Origin of the sequence: Corynebacterium sp. (assembly GCF_030826625.1) — a bacterium.
Taxonomy (GTDB): Bacteria; Actinomycetota; Actinomycetes; order Mycobacteriales; family Mycobacteriaceae; genus Corynebacterium.
Map to the genome: position 1 here is coordinate 22,810 of NZ_JAPJNQ010000006.1, position 22,629 is coordinate 45,438.

Annotated in this window: 15 protein-coding genes; 4 read left to right on the plus strand and 11 right to left on the minus strand. The window is 56.3% G+C overall.

Annotated elements, in window-relative coordinates; translation table 11 throughout:
• Positions 1 to 2: 2 nt before the first annotated feature.
• Entirely contained in the window at positions 3 to 875 is an 873-nt protein-coding gene (locus tag RCH87_RS01685; RefSeq protein WP_306515018.1) for a thymidylate synthase, read from the minus strand.
• 43 nt (positions 876 to 918) lie between these two features.
• Entirely contained in the window at positions 919 to 1,677 is a 759-nt protein-coding gene (locus RCH87_RS01690) for a 3'(2'),5'-bisphosphate nucleotidase CysQ (RefSeq protein WP_306515019.1), read from the minus strand.
• 30 nt (positions 1,678 to 1,707) lie between these two features.
• Here RCH87_RS01690 and RCH87_RS01695 point away from each other — a divergent pair, with 30 nt between their 5' ends.
• Positions 1,708 to 6,468 carry an ATP-dependent helicase gene (locus tag RCH87_RS01695; RefSeq protein WP_306515020.1) on the plus strand — a complete coding sequence of 1,587 codons (4,761 nt, stop codon included), beginning with the start codon at positions 1,708 to 1,710 and terminating at the stop codon, positions 6,466 to 6,468.
• A 28-nt stretch (positions 6,469 to 6,496) separates the two neighbouring features.
• Positions 6,497 to 7,480, plus strand: a complete 984-nt coding sequence (locus RCH87_RS01700; RefSeq protein ID WP_306515021.1) for a DNA-formamidopyrimidine glycosylase family protein — start codon at positions 6,497 to 6,499, stop codon at positions 7,478 to 7,480.
• A 31-nt stretch (positions 7,481 to 7,511) separates the two neighbouring features.
• Here RCH87_RS01700 and pgi read toward each other — a convergent pair whose 3' ends face one another.
• The 7 genes from pgi to RCH87_RS01735 all read right to left on the minus strand — a co-directional run bounded on the left by pgi (position 7,512) and on the right by RCH87_RS01735 (position 15,745).
• Complete coding sequence (gene pgi / locus RCH87_RS01705; protein WP_373690890.1) at positions 7,512 to 9,176, minus strand: glucose-6-phosphate isomerase; 1,665 nt, start codon at positions 9,174 to 9,176, stop codon at positions 7,512 to 7,514.
• A complete protein-coding gene (locus tag RCH87_RS01710) occupies positions 9,173 to 10,339 on the minus strand; it encodes a cation diffusion facilitator family transporter (protein WP_306515022.1) in 1,167 nt (388 codons plus the stop codon). The genes pgi and RCH87_RS01710 overlap by 4 nt, the downstream gene beginning before the upstream one ends.
• Positions 10,340 to 10,380: 41 nt before the next feature.
• Positions 10,381 to 12,444: an N-acetylmuramoyl-L-alanine amidase gene (locus RCH87_RS01715; protein ID WP_306515023.1), complete on the minus strand. Its 2,064-nt coding sequence runs from the start codon at positions 12,442 to 12,444 to the stop codon at positions 10,381 to 10,383.
• Positions 12,445 to 12,834: 390 nt separating this feature from the next.
• Complete coding sequence (locus tag RCH87_RS01720; RefSeq protein ID WP_306515024.1) at positions 12,835 to 13,443, minus strand: flavin reductase family protein; 609 nt, start codon at positions 13,441 to 13,443, stop codon at positions 12,835 to 12,837.
• Between the two features lie 3 nt (positions 13,444 to 13,446).
• Complete coding sequence (locus tag RCH87_RS01725) at positions 13,447 to 14,505, minus strand: acyl-CoA dehydrogenase family protein (RefSeq protein ID WP_306515026.1); 1,059 nt, start codon at positions 14,503 to 14,505, stop codon at positions 13,447 to 13,449.
• A gap of 107 nt (positions 14,506 to 14,612) precedes the next feature.
• A complete protein-coding gene (locus RCH87_RS01730) occupies positions 14,613 to 15,158 on the minus strand; it encodes an OsmC family protein (RefSeq protein ID WP_306515027.1) in 546 nt (181 codons plus the stop codon).
• 281 nt (positions 15,159 to 15,439) lie between these two features.
• Positions 15,440 to 15,745, minus strand: a complete 306-nt coding sequence (locus RCH87_RS01735) for a chorismate mutase (RefSeq protein WP_306515028.1) — start codon at positions 15,743 to 15,745, stop codon at positions 15,440 to 15,442.
• 154 nt (positions 15,746 to 15,899) lie between these two features.
• Here RCH87_RS01735 and RCH87_RS01740 point away from each other — a divergent pair, with 154 nt between their 5' ends.
• Positions 15,900 to 18,587 (plus strand): UvrD-helicase domain-containing protein, encoded by a 2,688-nt coding sequence (locus tag RCH87_RS01740; protein WP_306515029.1) that lies wholly within the window; start codon positions 15,900 to 15,902, stop codon positions 18,585 to 18,587.
• Positions 18,588 to 18,599: 12 nt separating this feature from the next.
• Here RCH87_RS01740 and RCH87_RS01745 read toward each other — a convergent pair whose 3' ends face one another.
• Positions 18,600 to 19,382, minus strand: a complete 783-nt coding sequence (locus RCH87_RS01745; RefSeq protein WP_306515030.1) for a M23 family metallopeptidase — start codon at positions 19,380 to 19,382, stop codon at positions 18,600 to 18,602.
• A gap of 436 nt (positions 19,383 to 19,818) precedes the next feature.
• Positions 19,819 to 20,577: a M23 family metallopeptidase gene (locus tag RCH87_RS01750; RefSeq protein WP_306515031.1), complete on the minus strand. Its 759-nt coding sequence runs from the start codon at positions 20,575 to 20,577 to the stop codon at positions 19,819 to 19,821.
• Between the two features lie 377 nt (positions 20,578 to 20,954).
• Here RCH87_RS01750 and RCH87_RS01755 point away from each other — a divergent pair, with 377 nt between their 5' ends.
• Positions 20,955 to 22,598, plus strand: coding sequence for a DUF6350 family protein (locus RCH87_RS01755; protein ID WP_306515033.1), 1,644 nt, complete (start codon positions 20,955 to 20,957; stop codon positions 22,596 to 22,598).
• Positions 22,599 to 22,629 lie beyond the last annotated feature (31 nt).

Sequence of the window (22,629 nt, forward strand, 5' to 3'; positions counted from 1 at the left end):
CGTTACACCGAAACCTGGGCTTTGATGGCTGGGTGCGGATCGTAACCGTCGACCGATATGTCGGAGAAATCATAGTCGAAGATGCTCGCAGCCTTGTGCAACTTCAACTGCGGATAAGGCCTGGGGCTGCGGCTCAGCTGCTCACGGACCTGCTCGACGTGATCGTTGTAAATGTGGCAATCGCCACCGGTCCAAATCAGTTCGCCAACTTCCAGGCCTGCCTGCTGGGCGAACATATGCGCCAACAGGGCATACGAGGCAATATTAAACGGCACGCCCAAAAATAGGTCTGCGCTGCGCTGATAGACCTGCAGTGAAAGTTTGCCATCGGCGACGTACAACTGGAACAGCAAATGACACGGCATCAGCGCCATGTTGTCGAGTTCCGCGACGTTCCAGGCACTGACGACCATGCGACGGGAATCCGGATTGTTCTGTAAATCCTGAACGGCCTGGGCGATCTGGTCGATGTGCGTGCCATCTGGGCTGGGCCACGAGCGCCACTGCACACCATAGACCGGGCCGAGTTCACCGTTATCATCAGCCCATTCGTTCCAGATACGCACGCCGTTATCGCGCAGCCAGCCGACGTTGGAATCGCCACGCAAAAACCACAACAGCTCACCGACCACGGCGTGAAAATACACCTTCTTGGTGGTTAACAGTGGAAAAGATTCCGCCAGGTTATAGCGTAACTGGCGGCCAAACACGCTGGTTGTTCCGGTACCTGTGCGATCGTGTTTGGTGGTGCCGTTGGCTAAAACATCGCGCAGCAAATCTTCGTATGGTGTGGGAATTCCGGCGCTGGAATTGTTGGCGTGAGAAAAACGTGCGTTGTCCGTCTGGTTGTCAGTAAAGCTCGATGGGCCAGTCATGGCCTATAGCCTACTAGTTGCTGTCTACGGCACACTGTGGTTGTTAGTAGCTTCCGTTCTGGCTGGCGTAATCGGCGATGTGCCCCAGCATTTCGTCGGCAAGCTCTTTGCGGCATATCAATAGATCCGGGATATAAGTATCGGCGCGGTTGAACTGGTGCTGCGAACCATCCAATCGGCTTACATGCAGTCCTGCAGCTTGTGCAACACCGACCGGCGCTGCCTGGTCCCACTCATACTGGCCACCTGCATGGATATAGGCATCCACGTCGCCCAGCAACACCTTCATCGCCTTCGCTCCAGCTGATCCCAACCGCACGGTTTCTAGGCCCATGTGCTGGCCGACGTATTCCGCAATCTCTGGCGGGCGGTTACGCGAGACCACAATGCGACGTGAAAACGGCCCGGAAACCGCACGCACATCAGAGGAGCGAAACACCACGCCGAGATCCGGTAAGCCGACTGCCGCATGCAGTGGCACTCCGTTTTCGACCAGCGCGATGTGCACCGCCCAATCCTGGCGCCCGGTGGCGAACTCTTTGGTGCCGTCGAGTGGGTCGACGATCCACACGCGCTGTTTGTCCAGCCGCTCCGGGTTATCCTTGGCTTCTTCAGATAAAAACCCGTCGTCCGGACGGTGCTGTGCCAGTACCCGTGCGATCCAGTTTTGTGCGAGCTCATCGCCGGCCTGGGCGAGTTCTTTATCGCGGAGCAAACCAACGCCACGGATACCTTTGAGGATCTCGCCGGAACCTTGAGCCAAAAGGTTGGTCAGCCGAACATCTGATAACACGCCTGTCATGGCTCATACTGTAGCCGTAGAGTGGTGGTCATGCCCGATGACGTCCTGTCCCGTTTCAGCCCGCCGGTCGCAGGCTGGTTTCGTGAAGTCTTTTCCGAGCCCACCCACGTGCAGAAACAGGCGTGGCAGGCAGTCTCGGAAGGAAAAAATTCGCTGGTGGTGGCACCAACCGGCTCGGGTAAAACCTTGGCGGCATTTTTCTGGGCACTCAACGGACTGATCAGCGGTGCTGGTCAACTGAGTTTGCCGGTGGGCGTCCCGCATGCCGACGAAAACCGCAAGCCTGGGGTGAAGGTGCTTTATATTTCACCACTGAAAGCCCTGGGCGTTGACGTTGAACGCAACCTTCACGCCCCGCTGACTGGGATTGAGCGCGTCGCAGCGCGGATGGGTTTTGATGCCCCATCTGTGACGGTCGGCGTGCGCAGTGGCGATACCCCGCAAGCAGAACGCGCCCGCCAGCTTCGTCGACCACCAGATATTTTGATCACCACCCCGGAATCGGCATACCTCATGCTCACCGGGAAAGCTGCCGGAATCTTATCGACGGTGACCACCGTCATCGTCGATGAAATTCACGCGCTTGCTGGCAGCAAACGCGGAGTGCACTTGGCATTAACCCTGGAACGATTAGCGCGGGTTGCCGGAGATCCACAACGCATTGGGCTGTCGGCGACGGTGCGCCCGCTGGAAACCGTCGCGCAGTTTTTGGGCGGCGACCGTGCCGTGGAGATCGTCGCCCCGCCGACGCAGAAATCCTGGGAGCTTGCGGTATGCGTTCCGGTGGATGATATGGCTGATCTGCCAGTGCCAGAACAAGCCTCGACGATTGGGGAGATGACTGTCGATGACCCGCTGGGCTTAAGCAGCGGCGGGGGCCCGGCTGATAACAGCACCTTTGCCAGCGAATCGGCTTTGCCTACAGCAAAATCCATTTGGCCGCATATCGAAGCCGAGCTGTATCAATCCATCATGGAGCACAACTCCACGCTGGTATTCGTCAACTCCAGGCGGACGGCCGAGCGGGTAACCTCCCGGCTCAACGAACTCTATGCCACCGAGTACGCCCCAGAAACACTGTCGGCACCGACGCGCCGGGACCCCGCGCAGTTGATGAAGCAGACGGATATCGCTGGAACCGCCCCGTCGGTGATTGCGCGTGCGCACCATGGCTCGGTCTCGAAAGACGAACGCGCCCAGACTGAATCGTTGTTGAAACAAGGCGCGCTGAAAGCGGTCGTTGCCACCAGTTCGCTAGAGCTCGGCATCGATATGGTTGCGGTGGATCAGGTGGTGCAGGTGGAATCACCACCGTCGGTGGCCTCCGCATTGCAACGTGTGGGCCGTGCTGGCCACAGCGTTGGCGCAGTGTCTAAAGGAGATTTTTATCCGAAACATCGCGCAGATCTGCTGCAAACCGCGGTGACCGTCGGCAGGGTAGAAGCTGGGTTGATCGAAAAAATAAACGTTCCCCGCAATCCCCTGGATGTGCTGGTGCAACAAACCATCGCTGCGGTGGCGGTAGAAGATCTGGATGTCGACGAATGGTTCGCTACCATCCGGCGCGCCTGGCCGTACCGCGAACTGGACCGTGAGGTTTATGAATCCGTACTGGACCTGGCCAGTGGTCTGTATCCCAGCACTGATTTTTCTGAGCTGAAACCTCGTATTGTTTTCGACCGGGTACGCAATATTTTATCCACCCGCCCTGGTTCCAAACGCGTCGCCGTGACCAGCGGTGGCACCATCCCAGACCGGGGTATGTTTGGGGTATTTTTGGCTGGAACGACTGCAGAATCCGATGCTGCCGCTAGCAATAGTGGTGGCTCTGGTACCCGACCCACCCCGCGCCGGGTTGGAGAACTCGATGAAGAGATGGTCTACGAATCCCGCGTCGGTGACGTGTTCACCTTGGGGGCGAGCAGCTGGCGCATCGAAGACATCACCCGCGATCAGGTGCTGGTTTCTCCAGCGCCGGGCCACACAGGACGGCTGCCTTTCTGGAGCGGCGACCAATTAGGCCGTCCATACGAGCTGGGCCTCGCTGTAGGTGCTTTTCGACGCCAAGCGCACCGCGAACGCGAGCAAGTGCTTGATACTCTCCCGCTGGAACAACGTGCACGCACTAATCTTCTGGCTTATCTCGATGAGCAACACGAAGCCACAGGGATCATTCCCGACGAAAAGACTCTGGTATTGGAACGATTCCGTGATGAGCTTGGCGATTGGCGTGTCGTGTTGCATACCCCGTTCGGTCGCGGTGTCAATGCCGCCTGGGCGTTGGCGGTAGGTGCGCGCATTGCAGAAAACACCGGTATGGATGCCCAAGCCGTCGCCGGAGATGATGGAATCGTGCTGCGCATTCCCGAAGGTGATCATGAGCCGGATGCGTCGTTATTCACCTTCGATGCCGACGAGGTAGAAGACATCGTGACCGCGCAGGTGGGAAATTCTGCGCTGTTTGCCTCGCGTTTTCGGGAATGCGCTGCGCGTGCCCTGCTTTTGCCACGCTATGATCCTGGCAAACGTGCGCCGCTGTGGCAGCAACGGCAAAAAGCAGAACAATTGCTGGATATCGCGCGGAAATACCCCTCGTTTCCCATCATTTTGGAAACTGTGCGCGAGTGTTTGCAAGATGTCTATGATCTACCAGCCCTCAACGAGGTCACACGGGGAATTGCCCAGCGCAATATCCGGATTGCAGAAGTGACCACAGAACAACCATCGCCGTTTTCATCGTCGCTGCTGTTTAATTACACCGGGGCGTTCATGTATGAAGGCGATAGCCCGCTGGCAGAAAAGCGAGCGGCTGCGCTCTCACTGGATCCTAGTTTGCTCGCGAAGCTACTCGGCACCGTGGAGCTGCGTGAACTTCTCGACGCTGATGTGATCGTGGAAGTTCACCAATCGCTCCAGCACATTACTCCGCAGCGCCGTGCACAGACCGCGGAACAACTCGCGGATACGCTGCGGCGCATCGGGCCGATTCCCGTGGATCGCCTGGCCGAGCATTCAGAGGTTTCTGTGGAGGACGCCCAGCGTGAATTGGGCATGCGAGTGATGGTGGTGCGCCTGGTGGGCAAGGAGCATCTTGCCCAAGCACAGGATGCTGGGTTGCTGCGTGACGGCCTCGGGATCCCCGTACCGCCGGGGGTGAGCGCCTCTGCGGAAACCATTAGCGACGCGCTTGCCCAATTGCTGAAACGCTGGGTGCGGGCACGCGGCCCTTTCGTGGTGCGCGATGCCGCAGAGGCATTCGGTATCAGTATCTCTAGCGCTTGGCACATCGTGCAGGAGATGGCGGCCAAAGGGGAACTGGTCGAAGGACACTACCGCCAGGGTGTCGATGAGCTGGAATATTGTGCCGCTGTGGTGCTCAAACAAATCCGCTCGCGGTCCCTGGCCGCTGCGCGCAATGCGTTGCGCCCGGTCAGTGCGTCAGCTTTCGCGAGATTTCTGCTCGACTGGCAGCAAATCACGGATGCGCCAGCTGGTGGTGTTAGCGGGGTGGATCGCGTTTTCACCGTCTTGGAACAACTTGCTGGGGTACGTTTGCCCGCGAGTGCCTGGGAACAATTGGTTTTGCCTGCTCGGGTGCCTGGGTTTAGCCCGCGCCACCTCGATGAACTCACTAATAATGGGGAGGTGCTTATTCGTGGTGCCGGACAAGCCGGGCGCGATGATCCCTGGATAATGCTGCTGCCAGCTGATTATGCTGCGCAGCTCTGCCCACTGGATCACGATGTAACGCCGAAGCTGTCGGTGGTGCAAGAAGCGATCTTGGATGTCCTGCGTAATGGCGGGGGATACCTATTTTCCGATATCGTCGACCAGGTTCCGTTGCACGGCAGCGATGCGGTGCGCGAAGGTCTCTGGGAACTGGTGGATCTCGGGCTTGTCAGCCCTGATAGCTTCGCGCCGTTGCGTGCTCGCTTGACTGGTGGCACTAGTCGGGCGCATAAGGCCAAACGGCCGTCGCGTCGTTCCCGTCTTCGCCTGGGGCGTACGAGTTTTGCGCAAAACCAACAAACTCGCCCGGGTCAGGCCACGCCTCCGGACATGGTTGGCCGCTGGTCGTTGAGTATCCAGCCTGATACAGATGCCACCGCGCGTTCGCTCGCGCAGGGCGAGGCCTGGTTAGACCGATACGGCATCGTCAGCCGTGGCAGCGTCGTGACAGAAGACGTCACTGGCGGTTTCGCCTTGGCATACAAAGTGCTCAGCGAGTTCGAGGCGGCCGGCAAAGCTCAGCGAGGCTATTTCATTGCAGGATTGGGAGCCGCGCAATTTTCTACCCCGGCTGTGGTTGATCGTCTGCGCGGTGTTGATGATGCCCCCGACGTGCAGGGATGGCCCTCGGGATCCACTGACCCACACGTCGTTGTGCTCGCTGCCACCGACCCTGCCAACCCGTATGGTGCTGCGCTTGACTGGCCCGCAACTGATGGCGATAACGACACTGCTGGCGATAACGACAATGCGCGAAGTAGTTCGCGTCCAAGCCGGGCAGCAGGTGCGTTGGTGGTGCTTGCTGACGGGCTCTGCCTTGCGCACTTGAGCCGAGGCGGGAAAACCTTGACGACGTTTTTCGATACGCTGCCGGAAGGTATTGCTGCTGCTCCAGCGCAGCTGCTCGTCGATGCGATACAGCAAGCGCTTGCTAACGAGTGGCTTCGCCCGCTGATTATTGAAAAAGCCAATGGTGCTGGAATCTTGGGAACACAGTTGGCAGTAGCCATGAGGAACGCTGGGGCAAAGCTCAGCCCGAAAGGTCTACGTTTGAGTAATTAAAACGTGCAAGTAGAAAGGAAGCGGCGCTATGCCCGAAGGAGATTCCATCCTGCAGCTGTCGCAGCGGCTGCAATTTCTCGTCGGCAAGCAAGTCACACGAACCTCGATTCGCACTCCGCGGTTTGCCACCCAGGATTTTACGGGTGCGTGCTGCCAAAAAATCTGGCCGTACGGAAAATACCTGTTCATGCTTTTTGATGAGCAGATTCTTGCCACGCACCTGAAGATGGAAGGCACCTGGGCGTTGCATTTAGCAGGCGATCGGTGGCGCAAACCCGGCCATAGCGCACGTGTGGTGCTGCAGTTTGCACACCAACCACGGGATATCGAAATTGTGGGGCACCAGCTAGGGATGGTGCGGGTGTTTCCTGCAGCGGATTACAATCTGTTCATTGGCGCGCTCGGGCCTGATATTTTGGCAGCCGATTGGGATGATCCGGGTGCAGAAAGCTCAGCTGATACAAAGTCCAGGCAAAACACGAAGGTCACGCCTGGCATTAAGATCACGCCTGACACAGAGAACTTGCCTGACGCCAAGAACATTCCTGAGACATCGAATAACGCAAACAAAACTGCTCGCAACGGCAAAAGCGAAGCATTGTGCCGGATCATGCTGCAACCCGAGCGCCCCATCGGTACAGCGCTGCTGGATCAAAACAACCTGGTCGGCATCGGCAACGAATACCGCGCAGAAATTTGTTTCTTAGCAGGGCTACACCCGGGCAGCCGCGTCGCTGCATTGGGCAGCCATCGCGTGGCAGAAATTCTGGATATCGCCCGGCGGATCATGTGGGCAAACCGCAACGAACCGGTGCGGGTGACCACCGGCATCAAGCGCGCCGGGGAAACGACGTATGTTTTTGGGCGAAATCATCGCCCGTGTCGTCGTTGCCGCAGCCTCATCGAAAAAGATGTGTTGGGTGGGCCGGATCAGAAAAACCGCGGAGGCACCGATGATGAGCTCGAACGCATCATCTGGTGGTGTCCGCGGTGTCAACCGCTGCTGGGCTAGCAATCACGGGATTGGAAGTTGCGGTGCTGGCCTAGTGCTCGCGATGTTCGCGGTACCAGCGAATTAGTTCGTCAGTTGAGCTGTCACCCGAATCGATGTCTTCTGCACCGGCAATGGCGGGCAAGAGCTCATCGGCTTGTTTCTTGCCCAGCTCGACGCCCCATTGGTCGAAGGAGTTGACGTCCCAGATCACGCCCTGGACGAAGGTAATGTGCTCGTACAAAGCGATCAGGCTGCCGAGCACTGCGGGGCTTAACAACGGTGCCAAGATGGTCGTCGTCGGGCGGTTACCAGGCATTACCCGGTGTGGGACGAGGTTCGCCGCAACGCCTTCGGCCGCGACTTCTTCAGCGTTTTTCCCGAACGCCATGACTTTCGACTGGGCAAAGAAGTTGCTCATCAACAAATCGTGCAATGAGCCCTTGCCATCGATCGCCGCGAGATCATTGTGTGGGCGGGCGAAACCGATGAAATCTGCCGGAATCAAATGCGTTCCCTGATGTAGCAGCTGGAAAAACGCGTGCTGACCATTGGTTCCCGCTTGGCCCCAGTAAATCTCGCCGGTGGAATAATCCACCTTGGCGCCATCGCGTCGCACAGACTTGCCGTTGGATTCCATCGTCAACTGCTGCAGATAAGCGGGGAAACGACGCAGGTGCTGCGAATATGGCAAAATCGCGTGGCTGGATGCCCCGTGGAAGTTGGTATACCACACGCCCAGCATTCCCATCAGCACGACGACGTTGTCGCGTAGCTCTGTACGGTAGAAATAATCGTCGATGGCGTGAAAACCGCTGAGGAAGCTCCGGAAATCCTCTGGCCCGATGCACAACATCAACGACAACCCGATCGCAGAAGTGACCGAATACCGGCCGCCGACCCAGTCCCAAAAAACGAACATGTTGTCCGGATCAATGCCGAATTCTCGGACCTTTTCCTCGTTCGTCGAGACCGCAACGAAGTGCCGGGCAACTGCATCCTGGCTTCCGAGCTTGTCGACGAGCCAGCGCCTGGCAGCCGTCGCATTCGACAGGGTTTCTTGTGTGCCAAAAGATTTTGAGCTGACGATAAACAGAGTGGTTTCTGGATCAACCACTGCCAACCTGTCGTTCATATCTGCTGGGTCTACATTGGAGACGTATTCGGCAGTGATGCCTGCGGTATTGTATTCCTGCAGCGCTAACGCAGCGAAGGCCGGACCTAGATCGGAGCCACCGATGCCGATGTTGACGATGGTGCGGATTTTCTTACCGGTGAAGCCAGTCCAGCTGCCATCGCGCAGGGAAGTGGCGAAACGCTCCATCTTGTTGAGCTCGGCGTGCACATCGCGGGTGACGTTTTGGCCGTCGACTAGCAAATCCTGCTCGCCATTGCTGGAAAACGATCCTGGGGAGCGCAAAGCGGTGTGCAAAACCGCACGATTTTCGGTGTTATTGATATGTGCACCGGAAAACTGCTCATTGATTGCCTCACGCAGACCAGCGCGCTCAGCTAGTGCGAGCAAATGGGAATGAACGGTATCGTCGATCCAGTTCTTCGATAGATCAAGGTGTAAATCCCCGGCAGAAAAAGACCACCGCCGGGCGCGGTCGGGATCTTCCTGGAACAACGAACGAAGGTCAAAATCATGCTCATTGGCCAGGGCGACAAGCCGTTGCCATTCCGGGGTGGTGGTTATTGATGCAAAAGAACTCACGAAGTTAGATGATACCGATTTCCGCTGGCACGTACGACAGACGCGCGCCAGTTTCGTCTGCAGGAAACCGCGGTTTTATCCCACAACTGCCAGCCCTGATGTTCGGTGGTGTCTGGGTGATGGGCAGCAGCGCGCGCAGGAATAGAGGTTGCCGCATCTGCTTGCGCGGATAGTGCACAATGCGGGCTGTGGACGCATTCGTCGGCACGCTGAGCGCCGGGTGGCGAGAACTCAATCTGCACGGTGGTGCGGGTAATCCCAAATTGGCTGCGCAAAATCGCCTCGACTTGGCGCAAGATTTCCTGGTGCTCATGAAGTTGGGATGAACCGTGCGGTGCAGCGACGATGTGCACCGTCGCAATGGCATCCGATCCGGTCAGTGACCACAAGTGCAGGTCATAGACTCGTTCTACACCGGGCAGCCGCAGAAGCTCGCGCTGGATCGCAACATAATCCAATCCGGCAGGCGCGTGCTGCATCAGCACCGAGAAGGACTGCTTGAGCAACTGCCAGCAACGAGGCAGTAATACCGCCATGATCAGCACAGATACCAAAATATCTACGCCGGTCCAGCCGGTTTCCCACACAACGAGGGAGGCGAAAATGACGCCGATGGAGCTGAGCATATCCGAGACAATATGCAAATAAGCGCCTTTGATATTCAATGAATTTTGCGAAGGCTTGTGCAAAGCCAGCATCGCCAAAAGGTTCGCGAGTAAGCCGATGGTGGCAACGAGCAACATGACCTCGGCGGCAAGCTCTGCGGGGTTGTGAATGCGTCGGATTGCGGCGACAAGAATCCAAACCGCAATTGCCATGACCATCAACGCGTTGAGAGCAGAAGCAATGACTTCAGCACGTGAGAAGCCGTAGGTTGCCAATTGGGTGGCTTTGCGTTTTCCCCAGTACAGTGCAAGCCCGGCCATCACCAAGCCGACTGAATCAGTTGCCATGTGGCCGGCGTCGGCAAGCAAAGCCAACGAGCCCGACCAGATCGCACCGATGACTTCTGCCACCAAAATGGTGGAGGTGAGCACAATGACTGCTACTAGTCGAGCGCCGGTTGCCGAGCCATGGTGGCTGTGGCCGTGATGGCTATGGCAGTGGCTGTGGTGGCCATGGTGGCTGTGGTGGCTGTGCTGGTCATGTGGATGCGTGCCCATGTGCGGCATTGCTCCTTCCTGTCTAACGCGAAGAGCGAGCTTTAGTGGGTATGCGAATCGTCGTCTTCAGAAATTTCGATGTGCCCGGTGCTTGGGTCATAAATGATGGAACCGTGCTGGAACTTCACTGTGACTGGGCTGGTGCCGTCGAAAACTTCCGGGGTGCTCGTCGGCAAGCCCAGCGATTCGACCGCGCCATTGGCCCATGTGCGAGCGATTTCGCCCCACAGCGCTTGCGGGCCGGTTTCTTCCGAATCGATGATCACGCCGTTGTCGAATACAGCGAAGTCGATATCTGTATTGAAGCCGGCAGCAGCGCCCGCGGTTCCAATTCCAGTGATCGGGGTTCCCAATACCGGGCCCAGGAGCGCATTGATGCGAGCCCAAGTTTGCTCGATATTGGAATCTCCTGTCAGCTTCACGACGCGGCCAATCAGACCTGGGATCTCGCCGAGGTTGAGCCCGGAGGAAATCTCAATTTGAGCGAGGTTGTTGGCGTTGCCGGGAAGGCTGCTGGTCTGGGAGTTTTTCAGTAGTGTCATCACGATCGGGGCGATTAAACCAATCGCTGTTGTAGCGAGTGCCGCGATATCTTGGCCGCCCCGGTTCGTACCCTGGTTATTCGTACCCTGGTTATTCGGGGTGCTTGGCGACGATGGACGCTGGTTCTGAGTGCCCTGCGGCGGCTGATTTTGCTGGTTCGGGTTAGTCCCCGGATTACCCGCGATCAGATTGGAAACGTGGCTGTAGGCCTGGTTAGTGGCAGCGCGAATCGAGGGCCACTGTTTGACGGCTTCATCGCCAGGGCATTCGGTGTGGTCGACATCGCGGTGGCCGTGGAAACGGTTAAAGGTGCGGGTATCGCCGGCCCGGTAGCGGGCATGCTGGCTGCCTTCGGAGGTCAATGACACGGTTCCAGAAGGATCAAATCCAGATTGTGCAGCGCGCCAACCAGCGATTTGACCTACGGAGTTAATCGTTGGCTGTGGAACTGGAGCGATCTGGTGGTTACCGATCATCGCGATGCCAAAGGTTCCGGTGTTGTAGCCACCCGCGTGTGCACCAAGCACGCCTGCGTTCAAGCCATCGCGGCGGCCTTCGTAGATGGTGCCGAACTTGTCGACGAGTGCGTGGTAGCCGATATCACACCAGCCCAGTGATCGAGTGTGGTACTGGTAGGCGCCACGCACCTGGGCTGCTGCGGATTCACGGGTGTAGTTGTTGACACCGGCGGTGTGGTGCAGGGTCATCGCTTTGTAGTTCATGCCCGTAGGTCCGCAATTGCCGCGATAGGATTCGTTGGCGCCCCAGGCCTGTCGGGTCACTACGCTGGGCATGCCGACGGAAAGGTTTGCGGTCTGCTGAATACCAGCCGGGGTGGCACCTTCACGGCCGTTGATGAATACCGCGCTAAGCTCTTCTGCCTTAGGCAGCGGAGCAACACCGACAGCATCGTCAGTGTGTGTGAGGTCGACCGAGTCGGTGACCGGCTGGATGATGCCCTCAGAGGTCTCTAAACCGGCTTTCGGAATGCTGATTTGTGGTGAGCCAGCGTGCTCACCATGCTCGCTGTGTTCTGCATGTTCACCGTCGCCGTAAAGATCAACGCCAGCCAGAGAGACCTGCACCTTAGTGGTCGGTGCAACATAAATTAGTTCTGTTCCTTGTTGGGTGGCTTCCGGCGGATTCGGCAATGGGTGTGTTTCCAGCCATGGGCCCCAAGATCCATCCGCAGCTTCTGCGCGGAAAAATGCAAGCACATCGCGGTCGCCTTCCCAGGTGAGCGCGAAAGAGTCGAATTCTTCATCCTGGGTAAATTCTTGCACGGCACGCGGTTCATCTGCCGAGTGTTCGTCGTGGTGATGGCCGTGGCCATGGTCGTGTGCTCCCTGCGTAGAGACAGCAGGATCATCGACGACCGTCGTGGTGCCGCTGGAAAAACTAGCGGTTTTCATAGTTGCTTCCACCGGTCCGGCACCGGCGTTTTGGGTGTTGAGAACATGATTGCCGCCGAAGGCAGCGGCGACGACGAGAGCAGAGGTGCTCGTGATGGCGATTGCGGGCGTTAATCCGCGGGGGCGGCGAGGGTGAATGTGCCGACGCATCCTCATAAGGGCTCCTTGTACAGATAATTAAACAACATTGGTGTTTGCGGTCACAGTAAGGATCGTCAAAGTTAGTTCATGCAACTGAAGTTACAAGTGTTACTGGTGTTGTTTATGTATCGACACGCCAGAAGATTTAATATAAGTAAAAATGAATATTTGGCTAGACGTGGGCCTGTCGGGGTTGGTGCAGTGTATTAAGTCCGGACAACATGCGGAATGCGAAAAACCCGCAAGCAGTATGCTTGCGGGCTAGATCACTTACATATTCCTGTGAACCCAAGCTGGATCCTGGGACTGTACTCAGAGACGAAACTGCTCAGGGACAAGACGGCTCAGAGACGAAACTGCTCAGAGACAAAATTAGGTTCGTGTCAGTGAACCGAATCGTTAAATAGAGGACGGGCGCCAACCAAGCTCGGGCCAGCAATGGAATTCTCCGCCTTGGTAGAGCAATGGTGCGACCGAGGCATCTGAATCGCAATCTTCGACCCGAACAATCACGATGGTGTGGTCGCCAGCAGGAGTTTTCGATTCAATCGTGCCGGTAAACCATGAGGCACACCCGGAAATCACCGGAACATCCAATGCTGTGCGCTGAGTTTTTACGCCAGCGAATCGGTCGATCCCTTTGCGTGCGAATTGCTGGGCTAGTGGTGCTTGGCCTTGCGCGAGCACAGAAATCGCTACTGGGTTGCCTTCAACGAGTTTCGGTAAAGAACTTGAGCGATTGCCTACCGAGAGCATCACCAGTGGCGGGTTCAGCGATAGCGAAGAAAACGCAGATACCGTCATCCCCGCATCGCGTCCTTCGTGGAGCGTGGTGACGATGGTTGTGCCCTTGGGGAAAGCCCCTGATGCGCCACGCAACTTATCGTTGAGGCTGAATCCAGCTTTCGAGGACTGCGCGTTCGTTGATTCGTTGCTGGACATCTCAGTCTTTGCGGCTTCAGTCTTTGAGACTTCAGTATTGGATGAGCTAGGTTTCGGGTCTGCCACTTTTTAGCTTTCTGCTTCGCGGGCCAATTGCCATTTCAGCTGGCCTTCGGATGGCGACTGGACAGGGATGAACGTCGCCTCCCGGTAGCGGCGCGAAGCCGGGGACGACTTCGCGTAGCCTGCACCACCAGCTACTCGAATTTCTAGGTTAGCGGCATTCACTGCAGCCTGTGCAGCGTTTAACCGCAAGCGCAGCAAGTCTGCGAAAGCTGGCTGTTGGCCGTTGTCAGTCTTTTCTGCGATGTTTTCTTGGGTTGAGATCAACTCGGTGATTTGTTGGTAGGTTTCGGCAATGTCATCAGCGAATACTTCATTGATGCCGACTGCTTTGCCGCTTGCCGCAGCGATAGCTGCTTCGGCAACGCCGAGGCACTCAGAGCTCTGCAACAATAAAAATGCTGGCCGAACCTGCGGCAGGTAATCCTTGAAACTCGTCGTCAGCACGTTTTCTGTTGGCACGAAGACGTTGTTGAATTCAACCCAAGCTGAGGAGGTGGCGTTGAGTCCCAACAGTCCGAAGGGGGTACCCAATGTGATCCCTGGGGCATCACCGTCGATGACGAACAAAAATTGCCCGCCTTGATCCGAGTGTGCACCGGAGACGATAATTGCATCGTCGGCCAAGTTTGATGCCCATTTCAGCTTGCCGGAAACCTGAAATCCCCCATCGGTTGCAGTGGCATGCAAGTCCAGGTCACCAGCGCCTGCGGCAAATTTGAATACCGAAGCCATTCCGGTCACACCAGGGCGGGAACCGTTCTGGAGGGATTTAATGAGTTCTGGGTGCTTTGTGTCAGCGGCCTGCAGGTAGGTCAAAACCATCAGGTCTGCCCAGGTGCTGAAGGCGACCGAGAGGTCTTCGCGGGCAAGCGCGCGAACCAGCCGTACCGTCGATACAAGCCCATCGGTGTTGAGCAAGCCGTGTTTGGCGAGGAGTTCCAGGCCGTAGCGTGCAGGTTTATCACCCTTGTCGACGGCAGATGCGTTTTCTTGCAGCGTCGCACGGATGGACTCGTCGAGCTCGAGGGGTTCTAATTCGATGCTGGGGGCTGTAGATGTCATGGGATTGTGCCTTACATGCAGGGGCCAAAAGGACAGGGTAGAGCGCCGGGATCAAGTGAACCCGGCGCTGTGCAAACGGAGCTAAACCGTGAAAGGGTGTGAAGAGGTTAGACCACTTCGTGGGTTAGGTTCGCAGGACGGGTGTAAGTGTTGACGACTGGCGACCACTTAATGGCATCGGCTACGACTTTTTCGAGAGTCTCGCGGTCTGCATCACCGTCAATGTCAACTTTGACGCGCACATCAGAAACTCCCGGACGAGCGTCTTCACGTGGGCTTACGCCCCAGGTTGGGGAGATGTCGATATCAGATTCGATGTCGATGTCGATCTTGGTCAGAGTGATGTTGCGGTGGGTCGAAATTGCCTGGATGCCTACGGAAATGCATGCAGCCAAACCTGCCTGTGCAATCTCGGTTGGGTTTGGTGCGGAGTCATCACCCAGCAGCTTCGGTGGTTCGGCAACCAAAGTTGGCTGCAAATCGCGAACTTGGGTGTAGTTACGGAACTGGCCATCTGCTTCGGTGTGGGTGCGGATGACTTTTTTGCCGCCCTCGGGATTTTCTGTGTTCTTGTCTGCCATCGCCTGCAGGGTGTCAGCGTCGATTGGTGCCAATGGCTCGCCGGCTTTGTGGTTTGGGGTGAGATCAGACATGAGGAACCTCCTTGGTTGGCGTTGGCAAGCGCTGTGCTTACCTGCATGAACTGACGCCACGATAGCACTCTTGGTATGTCTCTTCTAGACAAATCAGTCTAGGGAAAATGAACGGCATGGATCGGTTGATTTTAGGAGGTGGGTTTTGGTGCGCAAACAGTGGTGAGTTTGCTTATAAAACCATTGGGGAAGAATGTGAATAAAAATATTGTTTGTAGTGCGGTATGTGGCAGTGAGCAACACCTAGATTCCGCACTCACGGTGAACAAGCTTGCTCCGTTTTAGCCCAAACGTCCGCGGCCCAAGCGCAGCAACGCATTGGCTATATCGACGCCGTCGCTGCCAAGTTCGTCGCGGAAATAATTGATGATCGCAACTTCGCGCGTGTGCACAAGGCGCGTGCCACCGGAGCTCATCCGGGTTTTGCCAATCGCCTGCGCGACCTCGGTGCGGCGTTTTACCGCGTTGAGGATAATGTCATTCATCTTGTCTATCTCTTCGCGGTATTGTGCGATTTCTTTATCCGAAAGCGGATCGTCGGTGCCGGTGGGGGTGCGTACGGAAAAATTCGAAGCCACGTTGTCCATACCCGGTATTCTACTGTGGTCGCAGTTACAGCATTCGCCGCACTTGCCCCGGCTGGGCTGGCGTCATTCGTAGCTAAGATCTGTGTACGAGCATCAGGCAATAACTCGCGTGAGGACGCCTAGTGTGACGGCGAAATAGTAGTTTGGAGATATTATGAATTCTTCGCCGTTTCAGCCTCGTCCTAATAACAACGACCAGTCCCTATTCTCAGACACGCACTTGGGCGGTTTTCAAGAGGGGATAGCTGATGGTGCGTCCGCGCAGTTTCCCTCGCGTTTCGACAGCACTCATAGCGCATCTGGTGTGCCCGCAAGGACTGTGGCGCAGTCTAGTGAAAACCTTGTCGCGGGGCTGAATGAGCAACAGCGCCAAGCAGTTGAGCACACTGGCAGTCCATTATTAATCGTTGCGGGCGCGGGCTCCGGAAAAACCGCTGTGTTGACCCGCCGGATTGCTTACCTCATGCAATACCGTGGAGTTGGCCCACACCAGATTTTGGCAATTACCTTTACTAACAAAGCAGCCCGCGAAATGCGGGAACGCGTCGGCCAGCTCGTCGGACCGGTTGCAGAGCGTATGTGGGTCGCAACTTTTCACTCCACGTGCGTGCGTATCTTGCGACAGAATGCGCAGCTTGTCGATGGTTTAAACACGAATTTCAGCATCTATGACGGGGATGATGCGCGGCGCCTGCTGTCGATGATCGCCAAAGAGATGAGCCTGGATCTGAAGAAATTCACTGGTCGGGTGTTGGCGAATGCAATTTCGAACCACAAGAATGAATTGCTCACGCCAGCGGAAGTAGCCAGCGCCGCGGCAACTACCAAGAACCCATTCGAGACCACAGTCGCAGAGGTCTACACTGAATACCAACGTCGACTACGCGCCGCCAACGCAGTGGACTTCGATGATTTGATCGCGGAGGTCGTACACATTTTCCGCGAACACCAAGAGGTTGCTGAATACTACAGGCGACGGTTCCGGCATGTGCTGATCGACGAATACCAAGACACCAACCATGCTCAGTATGCACTGGTCGCAGCACTCGTCGGTAATGCTAGCGGCGGTGCATCCGGACACGAACAAACGGTTGGCCAGGAAAAAATCGGCGCACCAGAACTGTGCGTCGTGGGTGATTCAGATCAGTCGATCTATGCCTTCCGTGGTGCAACCATCCGCAATATTGAAGAATTTGAACGCGATTATCCGCAGGCACGAGCGATTTTGTTGGAACAAAACTACCGCTCAACGCAAAATATCTTGACGGCTGCGAACGCCGTGATCACTAATAACTCTGGCCGCCGGGAGAAAAAACTGTGGACCGACCAGGGAGATGGCGATGACATCATTGGCTATGTCGCAGACAACGAGCACGATGAGGCGAGGTTTATTGCCGCAGAAATCGATGAGCTCAGCGACCGCGGTTATCGCTACGACGAAATTTCGGTGATGTATCGGACGAATAATGCCTCTCGCGCGTTGGAGGACATTTTTATTCGCTCGGGCATACCGTACAAAGTGGTTGGCGGTACTAAGTTTTACGAGCGCAAAGAAATCCGGGATATCGTCGCCTACTTGCGGGTATTGGAAAATCCGGACGATACCGTGAGCATGCGTCGCATTATTAATGTTCCCAAACGCGGAATCGGCGACAAAGCGCAAGGCCAGGTTGCTTTGCACGCAGAAAATCACAACATCAGTTTTTCTAAAGCCGTGCAAGCAGCGGTGGCGGGGGAAATTGCTGGATTGAATTCTCGCGCTCGCAATGCGTTGAGCGGTTTCGTCGAAATGCTGGCAACAGTGTGCGAAGAAATTCCCGCGATGAACAACGAGTCTACTGGGCAGCCGCATCTGGGTGAGCTGATCGGACGGATTCTGGATATCACCGGATACAAAGCAGAGCTGGAAGCCTCGAACGATCCACAGGATGGCACCCGTCTGGATAACTTGAACGAGTTGGTTTCGGTAGCTCGCGAGTTTTCCTCCGATGCAGCGAATGCCGCAGGTCTGGAAGATCACCCCCTTGCGGTTAAAGGGGATGAAGCAGCCGAGGCAGGGGTGAGTACTGCCGACGGTGGTGAGCTTGCCGACGGTGAAGCCCCGGCGGGATCACTGGCAGCATTTTTGGAAAAAGTCTCGTTGGTCGCAGATGCTGATCAAATACCAGACCATGAGCATGGCGTCGTCACGATGATGACGTTACACACCGCGAAGGGGTTGGAATTCCCCGTAGTATTCGTCAGCGGGTGGGAAGACGGGCAATTTCCTCATTTACGTGCACTTGGCGATCCGAAAGAGCTTTCCGAAGAACGTCGCTTGGCCTATGTGGGCATTACCCGTGCTCGTAAAAAGCTCTATCTCACCCGGGCGATGATGCGCTCGGCGTGGGGGCGCCCAGTGGAAAACCCGGCGAGCCGCTTTTTGGCAGAAATCCCGAGCGAAGTTATTACCTGGAAACGCGAAGAACCCACCACAGGCTACGGAGCTGGATGGGGCAGTGGTGTCTACGGTGGTTATGGAGCCGGAGCTTCGAATTTCAGTGGAGGCAACGACGATGCTTGGTCCGATATCTCCTACGGTGCCCGTCGCTCGCGCCGCATGGGAGGCTCCGCTGCGTCTTCCCCTTCACAACGGGGCCGGTCCGGAATTCCAAAGAAGAATACCGGCGGCGCAAAATTAGAACTGGCGGTCGGCGACAAGGTCAATCACGCCAAATATGGGTTGGGCACTGTGATCGCTGCTGATGGGCAGGGAGCGCGTGCCACTGTGACGATTGATTTTGGTTCATCGGGAACCATTCGCCTGATGCTAGTGGGTGCCCCGCCGATGGAAAAGCTTTAAGCTAGCACTCAACTATTTGGCGCCGCGGACGGTGATCCCTCGTTGTGCAAACCACGGCACCGGATCCACCGGTGTCGTACCGTCAGGTCGGATTTCGAAATGCAGGTGCGGGCCAGTCGAGTGGCCTTCGTTGCCCATGGTGGCAATCTGCTCACCAGCTTTGACCTTCTGGCCAACGCTCACGTTGTACGAGTTCACGTGGCCGTAGATCGAGATTTCTCCGTTGTCATGCTGGACGCGCACCCATTTGCCATATCCTTGGGCTGGACCGGCGCTGATGACGGTGCCATCCATGATCGAATAGATCGGGGTGCCGATGCTGTTGCCGATATCGATTCCCTGGTGAATCCGACCCCAGCGGGGGCCGAAAGGTGAGGTGAAAATACCTTCGGTTGGGAATACCACGGTGCGACCATCAGCAGCGGTGCCTTTATCGGCAGTCATATAGCTCGTCGATGGTACGGCCTTAGCGATGGCTTCAGTACGGTTTGCCTCTGGAGCAGTCAGCGGGTCGATAATGATCTCTAAAGCCTCGCTGCTGGTTTGCAACGACGGGGTACCACCATTCTTGTTCAATTCCTGAACAGTTGATGCCAGACCCTCTGCGACGCGAAGCAAAGCATCGATGTCATAGCCGTTGATGGCGGGGGCCTCAGAGCTGGCAGGATTAACAGTTGCCGTCAAGGCCGGTTTAGCTTGTGCTGCTGGTGCGAAACCAGTGGAGCTCACAGCGACCGCGAGGCCGGCGACACTCAAAACCATGGCTAGCCGTCGAAAGCGGTGAGAAGGCTTCATACAAGATCCCGTCTAAAATCGTGCAGTCTTACGAGTACCGAAAGCGCTGGCTTTCTTAGAAGCGTTTTCAGAACATCGTTAAAGCTACCGTTATTTATTTGTGATGGCAATGCCATAAGTGCAGGTTGATGGGTTATTTTGCGTAAAGAACCGTAATTTGCCAGCTCACACGGCGTGTTGCGCTAGTGAATATTGTGATTATTGGGGTTTGTGGGGATAGATTCTGGGGGTGATTTCTAGGGGTGATTTTTAGGGGCGGTATGGCGCGAGTCGCCGTCTGGCGAGGCTTGGGTGATTGAGAGGAAGTAACCGAAAGTGGCAATAAAAAATCCACTCACACCGCTGCAAGAATTGCTGCAAACAAGCTTGCGGTGTGAGTGGAAAAGATGGAGTTATAAAAGCGCTATTGCTCCTGCAGGGGCAGTGAGCGAAGTGCTTAGACGGAAATGCCACGCTCTGCGAGCCAAGCAGCGGGGTCAACTGGCCCACCGCCACCCGGGTGTACCTCGAAATGCAGGTGGGTGCCAGTCGAAAAACCTTGGTTGCCCATGCCCGCGATGCGCTGGCCGGCGTGAACTTGCTGGCCGACAGCAACATCTAGGGATTCCATGTGTCCGTACAGCGAGATTGTGCCGTCCTCATGCTGAATGCGAATCCAGTTACCGTAACCAGAAGCAGGGCCGGAATCGATGACAACACCGTCCATGATCGCCAGGATTGGAGTTCCATTGGCGTTGGCGATGTCAATGCCGTTATGGAAAGAACCCCAACGAGGGCCGAATCCGGAAGTGAATACGCCTTCGGCAGGCTTCACGATGCTAGGTAGGCGGGAGCTGAGATCCGCGGCGATGCGTTCCGTGGAATGAGCAATGGCCTTATCAAGCTGTTCTGCCAAATTGGATACTGGGCGGAACTCGTTAATCTCTAGGATCTGTGGAGCAACGGTCGACGAAGGGATGAGGGCATCCGCATTAGTCGCCAGGGTGTAGTCCACGTCAGTGGTACCGGCGTCGACAGTGGAATCCTGCTCGGTGATCTCCGTGGCGTTAAGCTGCCCAGCAGTCGCGCCACCGATACCAGCAGTCGAGACCGTACCCGCAGCCACAGTAACTAGGGCAATGCGTCCTTTAACAGTTTGTGACGCGTTGACCTTGCGGTGGCGACCCCCACGGGAGTGAATGGAAGAACCTTGCATCAATAGTTTCCGTTCCTGTTGCAGCAATTCTCGATTAATTCTCAGTGGCGTTTTGTGGGCAGAATCTTGACCGTTAAGCGCGACACTGAATTGTAACCTGTCTGTTATCTAACGAATGTAACAATAATGTCTCAACGTCGATCGATCAACTTATTTCGGGAAAAATCTTTAGAGATCACTGAGTTTTCCCTTAGATGGGTGTACCCTGCCGAAAAAAGTGGTGAAGTTGTGAAAAAAGATGGGGTCTGAGCTGCTTGTGACGTCGGTCGTGGAGCCGCAGCTTAGTGCAGAGTAATGCACGTAGAACTGCGCGATTGATGCAGGAATTCGACGTGCCGCGATGGCCTTGTTGCGCGAACATGGCAAAGTAGAAGGCGATGAATAGCAACTCTAGCCCGCATTCCCGTTCTGTGCGCCGTCCGCACCGTCGCCCCCGGAGTACTGCAAACGCTGCACCTGTCGGCTCTGCCCGGCAATACCGGGGGAGTTCTCTGCGAGGTGCGACGTCGGGCAAGCGTGGACAACGGACACCAGAACGAAAGAAAACCGCGCCTGCTGCTGCAGAATTGACCATGCGTCAGCGTATACGCAAGGTGGGGTTGATGCTGGCTGTCCCGCATCTGGTGCTCATCATGTCGGTCATCGTCATCGCTGTTACTGCGCTGCTTATCTCTTCCCAGTCGGTCGCAATTTTGCCCACCGTCATCGCGATAGCATGGTTGATCTTTCAAGCTGCGCCGGTTGCGGGGGAGGACGTGGTCATCTCCGCGGTACCTTTAGCTCCAGCGCTGGTTACCATTGCGTTGAGTGCGCGCCAAGTTAACGCCACTGTTCGGAAACGATTTAGCATCATCGACTTGCTGATGGTGTTTGCTTGGTCGCTGGTGATACCGCTGGTCTTAACCGTTATTGCGTTATTGATGCTGGCAGACGCACAGGCGGTCTATCCCGTTGCGGTCCCGCCAATCGCTTCAGTGTTTCTTTCCGTATTGATCATCCATCTGTTGGCTTTTGTCTGCGGACTCGGGCCGAAGGCATGGCGTGCGCTTGCGCGGCGATACCGCGTGCCGTCGTCAATCGTCGATGGAATTGTTCTCGGTGCGAAGACGCTAGGGTGGTTGAGCTTGGCTGCTCTCGGCGTAGGGATAGTGCTGTTCGCCTTGTCCTGGGGGAAGCAAGAAGAAATTATGGTGGCATATCCGCAGGCACAATCAGGTGGCAAGCTGGCGTTGATCGTGCTTTCGCTGCTGTATATCCCTAATGCGATCATTGGTGTTGCTGGTGTGTTGTTTGGATCCGAGTATCAATTCGGAGCCGCGAGTGTGTCCTTGTTTGAAACCCATCTAGTGCCGCTACCGCCGGTGCCGATCATGGGGCTGGTACCAGCGTCGTCGGCAAGCTGGGGTTGGGTCGGACTATTCGTTCCTATCGCAGTCATCGTCGTGGTGATGTGGCGGATACGACCGAGCCCAATTGCAACTTTGAGTGCAGGGCTTTCGGCTTGGTTGCTCATGGCTGCAGCGGGCTACCTGTCGGGCGGTGAAATCGGTGCTTATGACAACACTGGTGTGCCGGTCCTGTGGACCGCAAGTTTGGCCCTTATTTGGATTGGTGGCATTGCGCTGGCGGTGACCCTGATGCTGTTCGTTTTCCAGCGTCGTCAAGCATCCGCGCTTGTCGCCGAAAATTATGAGTCTGCTGCCATTGCTCAGACTACTGAGGCTACTGAGAACGCGGGCGTGGATGACTTCGATCCAGAAGATAATGCCTTCGGTGATGATGCGGAGTACTCAGAGTACGCAGAGGAAGAAAGCTCGAATCTAGAAAACTCAGATGTGGAAGATTCTGCAGTCGGGGAAGACGTTGTTGACAGCGCTGTTGAGGAAGACACAGCTGACAGTGCCGCCGAGGAGGGCGTAGTTGAGGAGGACGTAGTTGAGGCTGACAACGACTCCGGACACACGGATGACGCCGACAACGGAAACGATTCTGCAGACCGCGACGAGAGCACAGAAAAGTGACGAAGGCTACCGTACCGAGTAGTCTGGTCAG

Coding starts and splice junctions, on each gene's coding strand:
- RCH87_RS01685 (WP_306515018.1), bottom strand. CDS start 875: ATGACTGGCCCATCGAGCTTTACTGACAACCAGACGGACAACGCACGT.
- RCH87_RS01690 (WP_306515019.1), bottom strand. CDS start 1,677: ATGACAGGCGTGTTATCAGATGTTCGGCTGACCAACCTTTTGGCTCAA.
- RCH87_RS01695 (WP_306515020.1), top strand. CDS start 1,708: ATGCCCGATGACGTCCTGTCCCGTTTCAGCCCGCCGGTCGCAGGCTGG.
- RCH87_RS01700 (WP_306515021.1), top strand. CDS start 6,497: ATGCCCGAAGGAGATTCCATCCTGCAGCTGTCGCAGCGGCTGCAATTT.
- RCH87_RS01710 (WP_306515022.1), bottom strand. CDS start 10,339: ATGGGCACGCATCCACATGACCAGCACAGCCACCACAGCCACCATGGC.
- RCH87_RS01715 (WP_306515023.1), bottom strand. CDS start 12,444: ATGCGTCGGCACATTCACCCTCGCCGCCCCCGCGGATTAACGCCCGCA.
- RCH87_RS01725 (WP_306515026.1), bottom strand. CDS start 14,505: ATGACATCTACAGCCCCCAGCATCGAATTAGAACCCCTCGAGCTCGAC.
- RCH87_RS01730 (WP_306515027.1), bottom strand. CDS start 15,158: ATGTCTGATCTCACCCCAAACCACAAAGCCGGCGAGCCATTGGCACCA.
- RCH87_RS01735 (WP_306515028.1), bottom strand. CDS start 15,745: ATGGACAACGTGGCTTCGAATTTTTCCGTACGCACCCCCACCGGCACC.
- RCH87_RS01740 (WP_306515029.1), top strand. CDS start 15,900: ATGAATTCTTCGCCGTTTCAGCCTCGTCCTAATAACAACGACCAGTCC.
- RCH87_RS01745 (WP_306515030.1), bottom strand. CDS start 19,382: ATGAAGCCTTCTCACCGCTTTCGACGGCTAGCCATGGTTTTGAGTGTC.
- RCH87_RS01750 (WP_306515031.1), bottom strand. CDS start 20,577: ATGCAAGGTTCTTCCATTCACTCCCGTGGGGGTCGCCACCGCAAGGTC.
- RCH87_RS01755 (WP_306515033.1), top strand. CDS start 20,955: ATGAATAGCAACTCTAGCCCGCATTCCCGTTCTGTGCGCCGTCCGCAC.